General features: G+C 63.4%; 13 protein-coding genes and 1 pseudogene. 7 read left to right on the top strand and 7 right to left on the bottom strand.

Annotated elements, in window-relative coordinates; genetic code table 11:
* Positions 1–44: 44 nt before the first annotated feature.
* Entirely contained in the window at positions 45–1712 is a 1668-nt protein-coding gene (ggt, locus tag DQ397_RS01410; protein WP_043208402.1) for a gamma-glutamyltransferase, read from the top strand.
* Positions 1713–1856: 144 nt separating this feature from the next.
* Here ggt and DQ397_RS24895 read toward each other — a convergent pair whose 3' ends face one another.
* From DQ397_RS24895 to DQ397_RS01400, 3 genes and pseudogenes are all read right to left on the bottom strand, one after another.
* Positions 1857–2720 (bottom strand): methyl-accepting chemotaxis protein, encoded by an 864-nt coding sequence (locus DQ397_RS24895; RefSeq protein ID WP_371906718.1) that lies wholly within the window; start codon positions 2718–2720, stop codon positions 1857–1859.
* Positions 2712–3650: pseudogene (locus DQ397_RS24890) on the bottom strand (methyl-accepting chemotaxis protein); the annotation flags it as partial. The gene DQ397_RS24895 and the pseudogene DQ397_RS24890, both read right to left, overlap by 9 nt.
* Positions 3651–4072: 422 nt before the next feature.
* On the bottom strand, positions 4073–4957 hold the full coding sequence (locus DQ397_RS01400) for a neutral zinc metallopeptidase (protein WP_043208404.1): 885 nt from the start codon (positions 4955–4957) through the stop codon (positions 4073–4075).
* A 199-nt stretch (positions 4958–5156) separates the two neighbouring features.
* On the opposite strand from DQ397_RS01400, the gene pcaH reads away from it, so the two are divergent.
* Together pcaH and pcaG are read left to right on the top strand one after the other, a co-directional pair.
* Positions 5157–5876 carry a protocatechuate 3,4-dioxygenase subunit beta gene (pcaH, locus tag DQ397_RS01395; protein ID WP_043208406.1) on the top strand — a complete coding sequence of 240 codons (720 nt, stop codon included), beginning with the start codon at positions 5157–5159 and terminating at the stop codon, positions 5874–5876.
* Between the two features lie 10 nt (positions 5877–5886).
* The gene (pcaG, locus tag DQ397_RS01390; protein WP_043208409.1) at positions 5887–6492 is read left to right on the top strand and encodes a protocatechuate 3,4-dioxygenase subunit alpha; all 606 of its coding nucleotides are present in this window, start codon (positions 5887–5889) and stop codon (positions 6490–6492) included.
* A 40-nt stretch (positions 6493–6532) separates the two neighbouring features.
* On the opposite strand, the gene trmA is transcribed toward pcaG, so the two are convergent.
* The 3 genes from trmA to DQ397_RS01375 form a co-directional block, all read right to left on the bottom strand.
* The gene (trmA, locus tag DQ397_RS01385) at positions 6533–7618 is read right to left on the bottom strand and encodes a tRNA (uridine(54)-C5)-methyltransferase TrmA (RefSeq protein ID WP_043208411.1); all 1086 of its coding nucleotides are present in this window, start codon (positions 7616–7618) and stop codon (positions 6533–6535) included.
* Positions 7615–8910, bottom strand: a complete 1296-nt coding sequence (locus tag DQ397_RS01380) for an NCS2 family permease (protein ID WP_043208412.1) — start codon at positions 8908–8910, stop codon at positions 7615–7617. Before DQ397_RS01380 ends, trmA begins: the two co-directional genes overlap by 4 nt.
* Positions 8911–9179: 269 nt before the next feature.
* The gene (locus DQ397_RS01375) at positions 9180–10400 is read right to left on the bottom strand and encodes an MFS transporter (RefSeq protein ID WP_043208413.1); all 1221 of its coding nucleotides are present in this window, start codon (positions 10398–10400) and stop codon (positions 9180–9182) included.
* Positions 10401–10741: 341 nt separating this feature from the next.
* Between DQ397_RS01375 and DQ397_RS01370 the strand changes: the two genes are divergently transcribed.
* From DQ397_RS01370 to DQ397_RS01360, 3 genes are read left to right on the top strand one after another with little or no spacing between them, the layout of a single operon-like run.
* Positions 10742–12178, top strand: a complete 1437-nt coding sequence (locus tag DQ397_RS01370) for a cytochrome ubiquinol oxidase subunit I (RefSeq protein WP_043208415.1) — start codon at positions 10742–10744, stop codon at positions 12176–12178.
* A 3-nt stretch (positions 12179–12181) separates the two neighbouring features.
* Positions 12182–13189, top strand: coding sequence for a cytochrome d ubiquinol oxidase subunit II (gene cydB, locus DQ397_RS01365; protein WP_043208417.1), 1008 nt, complete (start codon positions 12182–12184; stop codon positions 13187–13189).
* Between the two features lie 11 nt (positions 13190–13200).
* The gene (locus tag DQ397_RS01360) at positions 13201–13341 is read left to right on the top strand and encodes a DUF2474 domain-containing protein (RefSeq protein WP_043208419.1); all 141 of its coding nucleotides are present in this window, start codon (positions 13201–13203) and stop codon (positions 13339–13341) included.
* Between the two features lie 31 nt (positions 13342–13372).
* Here DQ397_RS01360 and DQ397_RS01355 read toward each other — a convergent pair whose 3' ends face one another.
* Positions 13373–14497: a methyltransferase gene (locus DQ397_RS01355; protein WP_043208421.1), complete on the bottom strand. Its 1125-nt coding sequence runs from the start codon at positions 14495–14497 to the stop codon at positions 13373–13375.
* Positions 14498–14666: 169 nt separating this feature from the next.
* On the opposite strand from DQ397_RS01355, the gene DQ397_RS01350 reads away from it, so the two are divergent.
* Positions 14667–15443 carry a ferredoxin--NADP reductase gene (locus tag DQ397_RS01350; RefSeq protein WP_090345155.1) on the top strand — a complete coding sequence of 259 codons (777 nt, stop codon included), beginning with the start codon at positions 14667–14669 and terminating at the stop codon, positions 15441–15443.
* The last annotated feature ends 94 nt before the right edge of the window (positions 15444–15537 follow it).

Here is a 15537-nt window from a genome sequence, read left to right as displayed (position 1 = left end):
GGCCTTAATGACTGATCAACAAAAACAACACCAAGGAAGTGCGCATGCGTATCGTCATGTTCCAGTCCATGGCCCTCGGGGCCGCGATCCTGAGCTGTTCGTCCGCCTTTGCGGTCACCCTGGAGGGTGGCGCGGTGGCCGCGCCCGATCAATATGGCGCACAGGTGGCCGCCGACATTCTGAAGAAGGGCGGTAATGCAGTGGATGCCGCCGTGGCCACGGCCTTCACCCTGGCGGTGACCTACCCTGAAGCCGGCAACATCGGTGGCGGCGGCTTCATGACCCTGTTCGTCGATGGCAAGCCGTATTTCCTCGATTACCGCGAAGTGGCGCCCAAGGCGGCCAGTCGCAACATGTACCTCGACGAAAAAGGCGAGGTCATCGAGAACCTCAGCCTGGTCGGAGCCCGAGCCGCTGGTGTGCCAGGTACGGTGATGGGGCTTTGGGAGGCCCACAAGAAGTTCGGCAAGCTGCCCTGGAGCGAACTGCTGACCCCCGCCATCGGCTATGCCAAGAACGGTTTCAAGGTCGCCCAGAAGCAGTACCAGTACCGCAACGATGCCCAAGGCATGTTCAAGACCGCCACCAACTTCAACGACTACTTCGGCAACATGAAGGTAGGTGAGCTGTTCAAGCAGCCTGAGCTCGCCCAGACCTTGGAGCGAATCGCCGACAAGGGCGTCAGCGAGTTCTACCAGGGCAAGACCGCCGACTTGCTGGTGGCGCAGATGCAGGCCGATAAAGGCCTGATCACCAAGGCCGACCTCAAGGACTACAAAGCCGTGTGGCGTCAGCCAATGGCGATCAGCTGGCGTGGCAATGTTGTCTACACCGCACCGCCACCTAGCTCTGGAGGCGTGGCCCTGGCCCAGTTGCTGGGCATCAAAGAAGACCGCGCGGCGGACTTCAAGGGTGTGGCGCACAACTCGGCCAAGTACATCCACCTGCTTTCGGAGATCGAGAAGCGTGTGTTCGCCGACCGTGCCGACTATCTGGGTGACCCGGCTTTCACCAAGGTGCCGGTCGACCAGTTGATCGCCAAGGACTACCTCGCCAAGCGCGCCGCCCAGGTCAACCCAAACGCCATCTCCGACACCGACAAGGTCAAGCCGGGCCTGGAGCCGCACCAGACCACGCACTTCTCCATCGTGGACAAGCAGGGCAATGCGGTGAGCAACACCTACACCCTGAACCTCGATTACGGCAGCGGCGTGGTGGTCAAGGGCGCGGGCTTCTTGCTCAACGACGAAATGGACGACTTCAGCGCCAAGCCGGGCGCAGCCAACGCCTTCGGCGTGGTAGGCGGCGATGCCAATGCCATCGAGCCGGGCAAACGCATGCTGTCGTCGATGAGTCCCAGCCTGGTGACCCGTGACGACAAGGTGGCGCTTGTGCTCGGCACTCCCGGTGGTTCGCGGATCTTCACCTCGATCTTCCAGGTGATGAACAACCTGTACGACTACGACATGCCGCTTGAAAAAGCCGTGGCGGCGCAGCGCGTGCATCACCAACTGCTGCCCAAGGACACCATCTATTTCGACAGCTATGCGCCACTGACTGGCCAGGTGGCCGATGAGCTGAAGAAAATGGGTTATGTGCTGGAGGACCAAGGCTGGGAGATGGGCGACATCCAGGCGATCCGGGTGACCGGCGAGAAGCTCGAGACTGCCTCTGACCCGCGTGGGCGAGGGGTAGGGATGATCGTCAAGTAAGCCGATGGTGCGTCAGGTCATGCAAGATTGCCTGGCCTGACGCATTCGCGGGTAAACCCGCTCCCACAGGGTGCGCTGTTCTAACGACACCGCTGCCTCTGTGGAAGTGGGCTCACCCGCGAAGAGGGCTCTATGAATCTCAGGTCAGACGCGGAACTGGCTGACCAGTGTCTGCAGATGTCCGCCCAGGCGCGCCAGCTCGACACTCGAGGCGGCGGTCTCGTCACTCGCGGTAGCGGTCTGCTCCGACACATCACGCACATTCAGGATGCTGCGGCTGATTTCTTCGGCCACGGCACTCTGCTGCTCGGCGGCGGCGGCGATCTGTTGGTTCATCGACTGAATGTTCGACACCGTACGGGTGATGTTCTCAAGCGAAGCGCCAGCCTTGCGCGCCAGCTCAACGCTGCTGTCGGTCAGGCTGCGGCTGTCGTTCATCACATCAGCCACCTGCTGGGTGCCATTTTGCAGGCTTGCCACCAGCCCTTCGATTTCCTCGGTGGACTGCTGGGTACGCTGGGCCAGGCCGCGGACTTCATCGGCGACCACCGCAAAACCGCGGCCGGCTTCCCCGGCGCGTGCGGCTTCGATGGCGGCGTTCAGCGCCAGCAGGTTGGTCTGCTCGGCCACCGATTTGATCACGTCCATGACGCTGCCGATCTTCTGGCTTTCCTGCTGCAGCAGGCTCATGGCTTCGGTGGAACGGTGCACTTCCGAGGCCAGGCGTTCGATCTGGTTGATCGCCTCGCCTACCACGCGATCACCTGCGCGGGCTTCTTGATCGGCGCCAGTCGCGGCATGGGAGGCTTGCTCGGCGTTGCGTGCCACTTCCTGTACGGTGGCCGCCATTTCGTGCATGGCGGTGGCCACCTGGTCGGTCTCGACTTTCTGGCTGTTGGCGCCGGCGCTGGTCTGCTCGGTCACCGCCGACAGTTCCTCGGCAGCGCTGGCGATTTGGGTGACGCCATCGCGGATACCGGTGATCAACTCGCGCAGGGTCGTGCCCATGCGCGCGATGCCTTGCTGCAGCGCGCCAAGTTCATCGCGGCGAGTGACACGCAGGTTCTGGGTCAGATCGCCATTGGCGATTTTTTCCACCACGTCCAAGGTCTCGCGCAGGGGGCGGGTGATCTGGCGGGTGATGAGGAATGCTGCCAGCACGCCGACCAGCAGGGCCAGCAAGGTAGCGATGGTCTGCAGGCTGCGGGCCTGGGCGCTTTCGCTGTCGCGACGGTCCAGTTGGATCTGGTACAGCTGGTCGCTGCGTTTGACGATATCGGCGCCTTCTACGGTCATTTCCGCACGGGCCACGCCGACTTCGGCGTTGGCATCGCGGAACTGACGCAGTGCATCGCGGTAGCCGCTCATGGCCGACTCGAACGCCTGGATTCGGGCGGTCTCCCCAGGCAGGTGGCGCTTGAGGTTGTCGATCTCCACCAAGGTTTTTTCAACCTGACGGGTGACGGTCTGTTCGGCATCGCTGGTGAGGTCCGCGATATAGCTGCGCACGTCCAGGCGCAGCTGGACGAGCTGTTCCTTGGCCTGGCTGATGGCCAGGAACTGCTGCAGGGTGGCTGTGTCGCCCGAAGTGCGCGCCAACGCGTCGCGGCTGACGGCCTCGATGGCGGCGAGCGCCTCGCTGGCCTGGCGGGCGTTCTGGTTCAGGGCTTCTCGCGCGGCGAGGCCGGTTTTGTAGGCCTTGCGCATCTTCTCCAGCGAGACCCGGTACTTGGCGATGGTCTCGCCCTGCTCGCGCAGCAGCTTGAGGTTTTCTGGGCTTTTGAAGGTATTGACCAGATGCTGTTGCTGGGCACCGAAAGCATCGAGCTTGTCCAGCACGTTGGCGGCCGAGGTGTCGTCGCCGTTGGTCAGCATGTACTGCAGGCGCGCCACGCGCAGGTTGGTCAGGTCACTGTTGAGCTTGGTGATGTCGCTCATCCAGTTGCTGCGGTCGATCAGGCTGCCCAGGCTGGTCCAGCCGGTCAGGGCCAGAAGGCCGGTCAGAAGCAGGACCAGGCCGAAGCCCAATCCGAGTTTGAGGTTGACGCTGATATTGGCAAACCAGCCGTTCATGGCACGCTCTCCAGAAAATTGATTTCGCTCGCTTGATCTCCAATCGCTGGGCATTGTTGTTATCGGCGCCCGCTGATTCATGCCAGGGGTTATCGGCAAGATCGAGCGAAGCTGAAACGCTTTTTCAGCAGATTTGTAACCTACTGAAAACGTTTGCGTTTTGGAGATGGCAGGCGGCGACGTCGCAGCCTATCGAAGGCTTTGGCAGCTTCTACAGCGGTGAAGATGGCTGGAAGTTCGTGGGAAAGGGCGAAGCCTGAGAGGGGGCCGCAGGGCGGCCCTGTCTGTCAGAGGCTGCGTGAGCCGAAGGTATCGCAGCGGTTCACGTCCCCGCTGGAGAAGCCGGTCTTGAACCAGCGCACCCGCTGCTGCGAGGTGCCATGGGTGAAGGAGTCTGGCACCACACGGCCCTGGCCCTGCTGCTGGAGGCGGTCGTCGCCGATGGCGTTGGCGGCATTCAGGGCTTCTTCCACATCGCCAGGTTCGAGCCAGTTCAGGCGCTTTTGCGCCTGGTAGGCCCAGACGCCTGCCAGGCAGTCGGCCTGCAATTCCTGGCGCACCAGCAGGCCGTTGTCGCCTTCCATGCGTTGGCCGTTGCGCCGCGCCGCGTCGACCTTGGCCGAGACGCCCAGCAAGGTCTGCACGTGATGGCCGATCTCGTGGGCGATCACATAAGCCTGGGCGAAGTCACCGGCGGCGGCAAAACGGGTTTCCATCTCGCGGAAGAAGGTCATGTCCAGATACACCCGCTGGTCTGCCGGACAGTAGAACGGCCCGACCGCCGAGGAGGCGAAACCACAGGCGGAATTCACCTGGCCACTGAACAGCACCAGTTTGGGATCGCGGTACTGCTTGCCGGCCTGGGCGAACAAGGCCTTCCAGGTATCCTCGGTGTCGCCCAGGATCGAGGCGACGAACTCGGCCTGCTCGTCGTTGGCCGGTGGCGCCTTGCCACCCGCGCCCGACGGCGCCTGTTGCTGCTGCTCCATCTGGCCGGCGAGTTGGCCGAGGATCTGCAGCGGGTCTTGCCCTGTGATCCAGCCGATGCCGACGATCAGCAGGATGGCGCCCAGCCCCAGCCCTTTGCCGCCGCCAAAACGCATGCCGCCGCCACCGCCTTCACCTCGGGCATCGACCACATTGTCGCTGCGTCGGCCTTTTCGCCAGTCCATGTAATGTTCTCCGGAGCCTGAAACATGAGCACAAAGATTAGTTCAGGGCTGTTTCGGGTGTCAGCCAATCTGTAGATGCATAACCATTTGGTTATGTAAGGTCACGTTGTTTTCAATGTTCATGCCCCGTGACCTATCTGAAACTGCATGTACACCTGCCACGCACAGGTGCCCGACAATTCCAAGAGAGGAACACGGCATGCCCGCCCAGGACACCAGCCGCTTCGTGATCCGTGATCGCAACTGGCACCCCAAGGCCCTCACGCCTGACTACAAAACCTCCGTGGCCCGCTCGCCACGCCAGGCGCTGGTCAGCATCCCGCAGTCGATCAGCGAAAGCACCGGGCCGGACTTTTCCCACCTGGGCTTCGGCCCTCACGACAACGATCTGTTGCTCAACTTCAACCACGGCGGTCTGCCGATCGGTGAGCGCATCATCGTCGCAGGCCGGGTGATCGACCAGTACGGCCAGCCGGTGCCCAACACCTTGGTTGAGATGTGGCAAGCCAACGCCGGTGGCCGTTACCGGCACAAGAATGACCGCTACCTGGCGCCGCTGGACCCGAACTTCGGTGGTGTCGGCCGCAGCCTGACCGACCGTGACGGCTACTACAGTTTTCGCACCATCAAGCCAGGGCCTTATCCGTGGCGCAATGGCCCCAACGACTGGCGCCCGGCGCACATCCACGTGTCGGTCAGTGGCCCGTCGATCGCCACCCGCTTGATCACCCAGCTGTACTTCGAAGGCGACCCGCTGATCCCGCTGTGCCCGATCGTCAAGTCGATCGCCAACCCCGACGCGGTGCAGCGCCTGATCGCCAAGCTCGACATGAGCAACGCCAACCCCATGGACTGCCTGGCGTATCGCTTCGACATCGTGCTGCGCGGCCAGCGCAAGACCCACTTCGAAAACTGCTGAGGACCCCGTCATGCCTATCGAACTGCTGCCGGAAACCCCTTCTCAGACCGCCGGCCCCTATGTGCACATTGGCCTGGCCCTGGAAGCGGCCGGCAACCCTACCCGCGACCAGGAAATCTGGAATCGCCTGGCCAAGCCTGACGCGCCAGGTGAGCACATCCTGTTGATCGGTCATGTGTACGACGGCAATGGGCACCTGGTGCGCGACTCGTTCCTGGAGTTCTGGCAGGCCGATGCCAACGGTGAATACCAGGACCAGTACCACCACGAGAACGCCTTCAACAGCTTTGGCCGTACCGCCACCACCTTCGATGCCGGTGAGTGGACCCTGCACACGGTCAAGCCAGGCGTGGTGAACAATGCCGCCGGGGTGCCCATGGCGCCGCACATCAACCTCAGCCTGTTCGCGCGGGGGATCAACATCCACCTGCACACCCGGTTGTATTTCGACGATGAGGCCCAGGCCAATGCCCAGTGCCCGGTGCTCAACCTGATCGAGCAGCCGCAACGGCGCGAGACGCTGATCGCTCGGCGTTGCGAGGTGGACGGGAAGACGGCGTATCGTTTCGATATCCGTATTCAGGGGGAAGGGGAGACGGTGTTCTTCGACTTCTGAGTGAACACTGGGGCTGCAGTGCAGCCCCAGGCCCCGAAACTCAACGCCGAACCAGCAGTACGCCGCTTTCCATGTGGTGGGTGTAAGGGAACTGGTCGAACAGCGCGCAGCGCTCGATGCGGTGAGTGTCCTGCAACTGGGCGATGTTGGCTGCCAGCGTCTCGGGGTTGCACGAGATGTACAGGATCCGCTCGAAGCGGCGAGTCAGCTCGCAGGTGTCCGGGTCCATGCCGGCGCGCGGCGGGTCGACGAACACGGTGCCGAAGTCGTAGCTTTTCAGGTCGATGCCTTCAAGACGACGGAACGGGCGCACCTCGTTCAGTGCCTGGGTCAGCTCTTCGGCCGACAAGCGCACCAGGCGCACATTTTCCACGGCGTTCTCATCCAGGTTGCTCAGCGCGGCATTGACCGAGGTCTTGCTGATTTCGGTGGCCAGCACCTGGCGCACGCGGGTGGCCAGCGGCAGGGTGAAGTTGCCGTTGCCGCAATACAGCTCCAGCAGGTCATCGTCACGCTCGCCGATAGCCTCGTAAGCCCAGCTCAGCATCTTCTGGTTCACCGCGCCGTTGGGTTGGGTGAAAGCGCCTTCTGGCTGGCGATAGCTGAACACGCGGCCGGCCACGTTGAGTTTTTCCACGGCATAGTCGCGACCGATGACCAAGCGCTTGCCCTTGGAGCGGCCGATGATGCTGACGCCCAGATCCTCGGACAATTGCCGAGCAGCGACTTCCCAGGCGTCATCGAGCGGGCGGTGATAGCACATCGTGATCATGGCGTCGCCGGCCAACGTGGTGAGGAACTCCACTTGGAACAGGCGGTTGCCCAGTTCCTCGCTGGCCTGCCAGGCGGCCTTCAGGCGTGGCATCAATGCGTTGATCCGTTCGCTCGCGATGGGGAAGTCATCGATCAGGATCGCCTTGTGTTTTTCGCCTGGGGCGAACATCGCATAGTGGCGCTGGCCCTCTTCGCGCCACAGGCGAAACTCGGCGCGCAGGCGGTAGTGCTCGCGCGGCGAATCGAAGACGGCGGGCTCCGGCGCGCCGAACGGCGCCAATAGCTCACGCAGCCGGGCGACTTTGCCCTCGAGCTGCGTGGAATAGGCGGAAGGGTCGAAGACAGCACTCATGCGTTGAACCAGCCCAGCTTGATGACGAACAGGATGGAAAGGATCACCAATGCCGAGTTCAGGTCGCGGTAGCGACCGGAGATCAGCTTGATGGCGGTCCAGGCGATGAAGCCGAAGGCGATGCCGTTGGCGATGGAGTAGGTCAGCGGCATGGCCAGGGCGGTGACCACCACGGGCGCTGCTTCGGTGACGTCGTCCCAGTTTATTTCCGCCAGGCCCGAGGCCATCAGCACCGCGACGAACAGCAGCGCGGGGGCGGTGGCGAAGGCCGGTACGCTACCGGCCAGCGGCGCGAAGAACAACGCCAGCAGGAACAGGATGGCGACCACGATTGCGGTCAGGCCCGTGCGGCCACCGGCGCTCACGCCGGCTGCGGATTCGATGTAGCTGGTGGTGGTCGAGGTGCCCAGCAGCGAGCCGGCCATGGCGGCGGTGCTGTCGGCGATCAGGGCGCGACCCATTTTCGGCATGTGGCCGTCCTTGCCCATCAGGCCGGCGCGTTTGGCCACGCCGATCAATGTGCCGGAGTTGTCGAACAGGTCGACGAACAGGAAGGCGAAGATCACGCTGATCAGGCCGACGTCCAAGGCGCCCTTGATGTCCAGTTGCAGGAAGGTCGGGGCCAGCGATGGCGGCATGGACACCACGCCGCCGAAGGGCGTCACGCCCATCAGGATCGAGGCCAGGGTCACCGCCAGGATGCCGATTAGCACCGCGCCACGGACCTTCATGGCCTCAAGGGCAACGATCAGGAAGAAGCCCAGGGTCGCCAGGATCGGTGCAGGTTGCTTGAGGTCCCCCAGGCCCACCAGGGTGGCCGGGTTGTCCACGACGATGCCGGCGTTGTGCAGGGCGATCAGCGCCAGGAACAGGCCGATACCGGCAGCGATGGCCGAGCGCAGCGGCAGCGGGATGCTGTTCACGATCCATTCGCGGATGCGGAAGATCGACAACAGGAAGAACAGCACTGCCGAGAGGAAGACCGCGCCCAGCGCCACTTGCCAGGTGTGCCCCATGTGCAGGACCACGGTGTAGGTGAAGAACGCGTTCAGGCCCATGCCCGGTGCCAGGGCGATAGGGTAGTTGGCGATCAGGCCCATGGTCACCGAGCCGATGGCTGCGGCAAGGCAGGTGGCGACGAAGATCGCGCCCTTGTCCATGCCTGTCTCGCCGAGGATGCTCGGGTTGACGAACAGGATGTAGGCCATGGCCAGGAAGGTGGTGACGCCCGCGAGAATCTCGGTGCGCACGTTGGTGTTGTGTGCTTTTAGTTGAAACAGCCTGTCCAGCATGCCCGCTCCCCAAGGCGCCCCCGGCGCCGCGATTGAATCGTCCCCAATCAGCAAAGCACAGACCGTCGACGATGCCTGCATTTGTGTGGGGCACAAAAAAGCCGCGCATGATACCAGTATGGGGGGCGAGGGCCTATGGCCGGTGGGAAGGCCGCTGGCCGCGTTGGCCCGTTCGCGGGGGAGTCCGCTCCTACAGAGGGCCTGCAGGGCCTCGAGACAGAAGCCGACGCAACCCGTGAGGGAGCGGGTTTACCCACGAATGGACCGTATCACTCACCGTGCAGCCTGTCGCGCTTGGCCAAGGTCGGGAACAGCTTCATCCAGGTGCCGGTCACCACCAGCGTGCCCACGCCACCGAGCACCACCGCCGGCACGGTACCGAACCAGTGGGCCGTCACGCCGGACTCGAACTCGCCGAGCTGGTTCGAGGCGCCAATGAACAGGCCGTTCACCGCGCTGACCCGGCCGCGCATCTCGTCCGGCGTCTCCAACTGCACGAAGGCGCCACGGATGACCATGCTGATCATGTCCGCCGCACCCAGTATCACCAGCACCGCGAGGGAGAACCAGAACGAGGTCGACAGGCCGAAGGCGATGGTGGCCACGCCGAACACGCCCACGGCGGTGAACATCGTCAGACCCACCTTGCGCTCCACCGGGAAGCGCGCCAGCCACAGTGACATCAGCAGCGCCCCCACCGCCGGCGCCGAGCGCAGCAGGCCCAGGCCCCAGGCGCCGGTGAGCAGGATGTCCTTGGCGAACACCGGCAGCAGGGCCGTGGCACCACCGAGCAGCACGGCGAACAGGTCCAGGGAGATCGCTCCGAAGATGTCCGGGCGGCTACGGATGAAGCGGATCCCGGCCAACAGGGACTCCAGGCTGGCGCGCCCACGTTGGGCCACTTGCTGGCGGGCATCGAGGCTCAAGGTCAGCAGGCAGGCGATGACGTAGAGCGCCACGGTCGGTCCGTACACCCAGATGCTGCCGAAGGCATAGAGAAAACCACCCACGGCCGGAGCGACGATGGTCGCCGCCTGGGTTGCCGATGCCGATGCTGCCACGGCCCGCGGGAACAGCCCTGGCGGTACGACATTGGGCAGCAGGGCCTGGGTGGCCGGCATTTCGAAGGAGCGGGTGGCACCGAGCAGGAAGGCCAGCACGAAGATCAGCTCACGGCTGACGTTGTCGGTGGCGCTGCCCACGGCCAGGGCCAAGGCGATCAGCGCCTGCAGGCTTTGGCACAGGGCGGCGACACGGCGCCGGTCATAGCGGTCGGCGACGTGGCCGGTATGCAGCATGAACAGCACCCGCGGGGCAAATTCCACCAGGCCGACCAAGCCCAAGTCCAGCACATTGCCGGTCAACTGGTAGAGGTGCCAGCCAATGGCCACGGTGAGCATCTGAAAGCCGCTGGCGGTGAACACACGGGCCAGCCAGAACGCCAAAAAGGGGCGATGCTGGCGGAGCAGAAGCGGGGTGGGGTCGGACATCGGTGAGCCTTGGCCTCGGTACGTGGAGGCGCTGCAGGGTATCACCTGTTTGTAACAAATGGTTGCTGTTTGCCGGGGCAGACAGCTTTTTCACACCCCTTCAAGACGGTGGGACAACCGGTCACGCGGCAATCAACCGCACGGCTCGCCTGTGTATTCGGGTCTATGCTTCCCAACAATCGTTGATTTGGGTCAATCGTTCCAAATGCAACGATCCGGCCATCGGCCGCAATCCCTGCGATCGAACAGAACAATTCCAAGACAGCGCACTCGATAACCGTGGGGGCAGTGGGCGTCAGGGCCACGAGCCCGGACGCCGGATTACCTGAAGAGGAAGCACTATGTTCGGTTTAGAGGCCTTGGAGCTCGCCCGAATCCAGTTTGCGTTTACCGTGTCCTTTCACATCCTGTTCCCGGCCATCACCATTGGCCTGGCGAGCTACCTGGCGGTTCTGGAGGGCCTTTGGCTCAGGACCGGCAACAACACCTACCGCGACCTTTACCACTTCTGGTCCAAGATCTTTGCCGTCAACTTCGGCATGGGCGTGGTCTCAGGCCTGGTCATGGCGTATCAGTTCGGCACCAACTGGAGCCGCTTCTCCGACTTCGCCGGCTCCATCACCGGCCCTCTGCTGACCTACGAAGTGCTCACTGCCTTCTTCCTCGAGGCGGGCTTCTTGGGTGTCATGCTGTTTGGCTGGAACCGTGTCGGCCGTGGCCTGCACTTTTTCTCCACGGTCATGGTGGCGCTCGGGACCCTGGTATCGACCTTCTGGATCCTGGCGTCCAACAGCTGGATGCAGACGCCACAGGGCCACGAGATCATCGATGGCCGGGTGGTCCCGATGGACTGGCTGGCGGTGATCTTCAACCCGTCCTTCCCCTTCCGCCTGATGCACATGGCCACTGCCGCGTTCGTCTCCACGGCCTTCTTCGTCGGTGCCTCGGCTGCCTGGCACCTGCTGCGCGGGCGTGACAATCCGGCTGTACGCAAGATGCTGTCGATGGCCATGTGGATGGCGCTGATCGTTGCGCCGATCCAGGCGGTGATCGGTGACTTCCATGGCTTGAACACCCTCAAGCATCAGCCGGTGAAGATCGCCGCCATCGAGGGTCACTGGGAGAACAAGCCTGGCGAGCCGACACCGTTGATCCTGTTCGGCATCCCGGACATGAAGGCCGAGACCACCCACTTCAAGATCGAGATCCCGGCACTGGGCAGCCTGATCCTCACCCATAGTCTGGACAAGCAAGTCCCGGCGATGAAGGAGTTCCCGCCCGAAGACCGCCCCAATTCGACCATCGTGTTCTGGTCGTTCCGGATCATGGTCGGCCTGGGCCTTCTGATGATCGCCGTCGGTTTCTGGAGCCTGTGGCTGCGCAAGCGCGGCACGCTGTACAGCTCGCGTCCCTTCCTGCACATGGTGTTGTGGATGGGGCCTTCGGGTCTGATCGCCTTGCTGGCGGGCTGGTTCACCACTGAAATCGGCCGCCAACCCTGGGTGGTCTACGGCCTGATGCGCACCGCCGATGGGGTTTCCAACCACAGCTACGGCCAGTTGGGCCTGACGCTGGTGATCTTCGTGGTTGTCTACTTCGCGTTGTTCGGCACCGGCCTGGGCTACATGATGCGTCTGGTGCGCAAAGGGCCGAAGACTGGCGAGGGTGACGAGCACAATCCTGGCGGGCCTGGCCAGAAACGTACGCCGGCGCGGCCGCTGTCCGCCGCCGATGAAGGCCATCCGGCCGATTCCGCCAGTCTGAGCAAGGGGAACTGAGCCATGGGTATCGACCTTCCGTTGATCTGGGCCGTGATCATCATCTTCGGCGTGATGATGTATGTAGTGATGGACGGCTTCGACCTGGGGATCGGCATGCTCTTCCCCTTCGTCAAGGCAGAGCGTGACCGGGACGTGATGATGAACACCGTTGCCCCCGTGTGGGACGGCAACGAGACCTGGCTGGTGCTGGGTGGGGCGGGGCTGTTCGGTGCCTTCCCGATGGCCTACTCGGTGGTGCTCGAAGCACTGTACCTGCCGTTGATCCTGATGCTGGTTGGGTTGATCTTCCGGGGCGTGGCGTTCGAGTTCCGCTTCAAGGCCACGGCGCACAAGCGTCATCTTTGGGACAAGGCGTTCATCTGGGGCTCGCTGGTGGCGACCTTCTTCCAGGGCGTGGCCCTGGGCGCTTTCATCGAAGGCTTCAAGGTGGTCGATCGTCACTATGCGGGCGGGGCCTTCGACTGGTTGACCCCATTCAGTCTGTTCTCCGGGCTGGGGCTGATCGTCGCCTATAGCTTGCTCGGCTGCACCTGGCTGATCATGAAGACCGAAGGACCATTGCAAGAGCAGATGCACACGCTGGGCAAGCCCCTGGCGCTGGTGTTGCTCGCGGTGATCGGCATCGTCAGCCTGTGGACACCGCTGGCTTACCCGCAGATCGCCGACCGCTGGTTCAGCATGCCCAACCTGATTTGGTTCATGCCGGTGCCGATCCTGGTGTTGGTGACCTTCTACGGCCTGTTGCGGGCGGTGGCGCGCAATGCGCATTACACCCCGTTCCTGCTGACCTTGGTGCTGATCTTCCTGGGTTACAGCGGCCTTGGCATCAGCTTGTGGCCGAACATCATCCCGCCGTCGATTTCCATCTGGGATGCCGCGGCACCACCGCAAAGCCAGGGCTTCATGCTGGTGGGGACGCTGTTCATCCTGCCATTCATCCTGGGCTACACCTTCTGGAGCTACTACGTGTTCCGCGGCAAGGTGACCCATGATCAGGGCTATCACTAGGAGGTCGGGCAATGATGGCTGAACAGAAGAAGCCCTTGTGGCAACGCCTGGGCTGGCTGGTGCTGATCTGGGCGGGCAGCGTGGCCGCCCTCGGTGTGGTGGCCTGGCTGATGCGGATGTTCATGAGTGCGGCTGGATTGAGTACCCACTGAACCCTGGGGCCGCAAGGCGGCCCCAATCAGGTTACTTGCGTGCTTTGAGGATCACGAACTTGGGGGTCGCCGCCACTTGCTCCACCCCTCTGAACAACCGCCCCAGCTTGCTGTGATAGCCCAGGTGGCGGTTGCCGACGATGTACAGCGCCCCTCCTACCACCAACGCTTCACGGGCCTGCTGGAACATGCGCCAGGCTAGAAAGTCCCCGACCACCTGTTGCTGATGGAACGGCGGGTTGCACAGCACCACGTCCAGCGACTGTTTTTCCTGCCCCGCCAGACCGTCGGCGGCGCGGATTTCCGCGTCCCGCCCACCCAGCGCCGCCTGCCAATTCTCACGGGCAGACTGCACAGCCATGTACGACTCGTCCACCAGCGTGTAATGGGCCTCGGGATTGGCCAGGGCACTGGCGATCGCCAGCACGCCATTGCCGCAGCCAAGGTCCGCGACCCGCGCCTGCCCCAGGTTGTGCGGCAGGTGTGGAAGGAAGGCGCGCGTGCCGATGTCCAGCCCTTCGCGGCAGAACACATTGGCGTGGTTGATCAGCTCCAGGGCCGGCGCATCCAGGCGATAACGGGTGGGATAGGGCGAGCGGGCGAGCGGGCGCTCGGCAACGGTGGCGGTCAGCAGCCGGGCTTTTTTCTGGGCCAGCGATGCCTGGACCGGGCCGATGTACTTTTCCATCAGGTCACCTGCCGCTCGCGGCAGGTGCTTGATCATGGCGCCCGCGATCACCTCCGCGCCGGGGGCCAGGTGGCCTTGCAGGCGGATCAGTTGCTCCTCGAGCAGGGCCAGGGTCTTGGGTACCCGCACCAGGACCCGGTCGAACATGCCTTGCCAGGCCTCGCTGGCGGGAATGAAGGGCACACTGTCGAAGGGCTTGCCGTTGCGCACCAGGTTCTTCTCCAGCGCCAGGCGGCCCAGGTGGGAATCGCCGCTGCTGACTACCGGCAAACGGCCTGCCAGGCTGGCGGCCAGCGCGCCGAAGCTGTCGTTGAGCACCAGTACCCGGCAATCGGCGGCAGGCGCCTGGCTGGCCAGGTGCTCCAGCAGGTACTGGTCGGCGGCGTCGAAGGCCTGCAAGGGGTCGTTGGCCTGCTCGGGCTGGCGGATGAGGTCGAGTTCGGCGAAAGGGCTGGTCAGCAGGGGCATGGCGTAGGGCTCGGGTACCAATCTGCTCGACGCAGGCCACGTCGAGCTTCAAAGGCGCGATTCTACAGGGCTTTGTCGTCCGCTTGTACGATGGAGGCCCTACAAACCATCGGTGTTCATCCCTGGCGCTTTGCGCGACACTGGGCGCACCTGCTCGATGGAGTCCGTCATGACCGCCAGCGCCGACAAGTTCACCCGCCAGACACTGCTTGACGTTCAGCCGCTTACCCCCAGCCTGTTCACGCTGAGGGTCACTCGCGATCCTGGATTTCGCTTCCGCTCCGGGCAGTTCGCCCGACTGGGCGTGACCAAGGCCGACGGCAGCGTGGTGTGGCGGGCGTACTCGATGGTCAGCGCACCTCATGACGAGCATCTGGACTTTTTCTCCATCGTCGTGCCAGGAGGAGAGTTCACCAGCGAGTTGAGCCGTCTGGGGGAGGGCGACACCTTGTTGATCGACCGCCAGGCCTTCGGTTACCTGACCCTCGACCGCTTCGTTGGCGGTCGCGACCTGTGGTTGCTGGCGACCGGCACTGGTATCGCGCCGTTCATGTCGATCCTGCAAGACTTCGAGGCCTGGGAGCGTTTCGAGCACATCAAGCTGGTGTACTCGGTGCGTGAAGCGAAGGAGCTGGCCTACCTGGATCTGATCGCAGGCCTCGAGCAACGGGAGTATCTTGCCGAGTTCGCGGGCAAGTTGCAGTTCATCCCTGTGGTCACTCGTGAGGCGTACCCCGGGGCGCTGAATGCGCGGATCACCACGCTGATCGAAAACGGTGAGCTGGAAAGGGCGGCGGGCTTGGCGCTGTCGCCGGAGCATTCGCGGATCATGCTGTGCGGCAACCCGCAGATGATCGATGACACGCGCAAGGCTCTGAAAGCACGGGACCTGCAGTTGAGCCTGAGCAAGCGGCCGGGGCAGGTGGCTGTGGAGAATTACTGGTAGTTGGAAGCGTCAAGCTGCAAGGTTCAAGCTGCAAGTGGGTGTGGAATCCACCCTGTTCGCTTGCAGCTTGCAGCTTGCAGCTTGCAGCTTGCAG

The organism is Pseudomonas sp. CK-NBRI-02 (genome assembly GCF_008124495.1).
GTDB lineage: Bacteria > Pseudomonadota > Gammaproteobacteria > Pseudomonadales > Pseudomonadaceae > Aquipseudomonas > Aquipseudomonas guariconensis.
This window is presented reverse-complemented; position numbering and strand designations above follow the sequence as displayed.

Coding starts and splice junctions, on each gene's coding strand:
- ggt (WP_043208402.1), top strand. CDS start 45: ATGCGTATCGTCATGTTCCAGTCCATGGCCCTCGGGGCCGCGATCCTG.
- DQ397_RS24895 (WP_371906718.1), bottom strand. CDS start 2,720: ATGGGCACGACCCTGCGCGAGTTGATCACCGGTATCCGCGATGGCGTC.
- DQ397_RS01400 (WP_043208404.1), bottom strand. CDS start 4,957: ATGGACTGGCGAAAAGGCCGACGCAGCGACAATGTGGTCGATGCCCGA.
- pcaH (WP_043208406.1), top strand. CDS start 5,157: ATGCCCGCCCAGGACACCAGCCGCTTCGTGATCCGTGATCGCAACTGG.
- pcaG (WP_043208409.1), top strand. CDS start 5,887: ATGCCTATCGAACTGCTGCCGGAAACCCCTTCTCAGACCGCCGGCCCC.
- trmA (WP_043208411.1), bottom strand. CDS start 7,618: ATGAGTGCTGTCTTCGACCCTTCCGCCTATTCCACGCAGCTCGAGGGC.
- DQ397_RS01380 (WP_043208412.1), bottom strand. CDS start 8,910: ATGCTGGACAGGCTGTTTCAACTAAAAGCACACAACACCAACGTGCGC.
- DQ397_RS01375 (WP_043208413.1), bottom strand. CDS start 10,400: ATGTCCGACCCCACCCCGCTTCTGCTCCGCCAGCATCGCCCCTTTTTG.
- DQ397_RS01370 (WP_043208415.1), top strand. CDS start 10,742: ATGTTCGGTTTAGAGGCCTTGGAGCTCGCCCGAATCCAGTTTGCGTTT.
- cydB (WP_043208417.1), top strand. CDS start 12,182: ATGGGTATCGACCTTCCGTTGATCTGGGCCGTGATCATCATCTTCGGC.
- DQ397_RS01360 (WP_043208419.1), top strand. CDS start 13,201: ATGATGGCTGAACAGAAGAAGCCCTTGTGGCAACGCCTGGGCTGGCTG.
- DQ397_RS01355 (WP_043208421.1), bottom strand. CDS start 14,497: ATGCCCCTGCTGACCAGCCCTTTCGCCGAACTCGACCTCATCCGCCAG.
- DQ397_RS01350 (WP_090345155.1), top strand. CDS start 14,667: ATGACCGCCAGCGCCGACAAGTTCACCCGCCAGACACTGCTTGACGTT.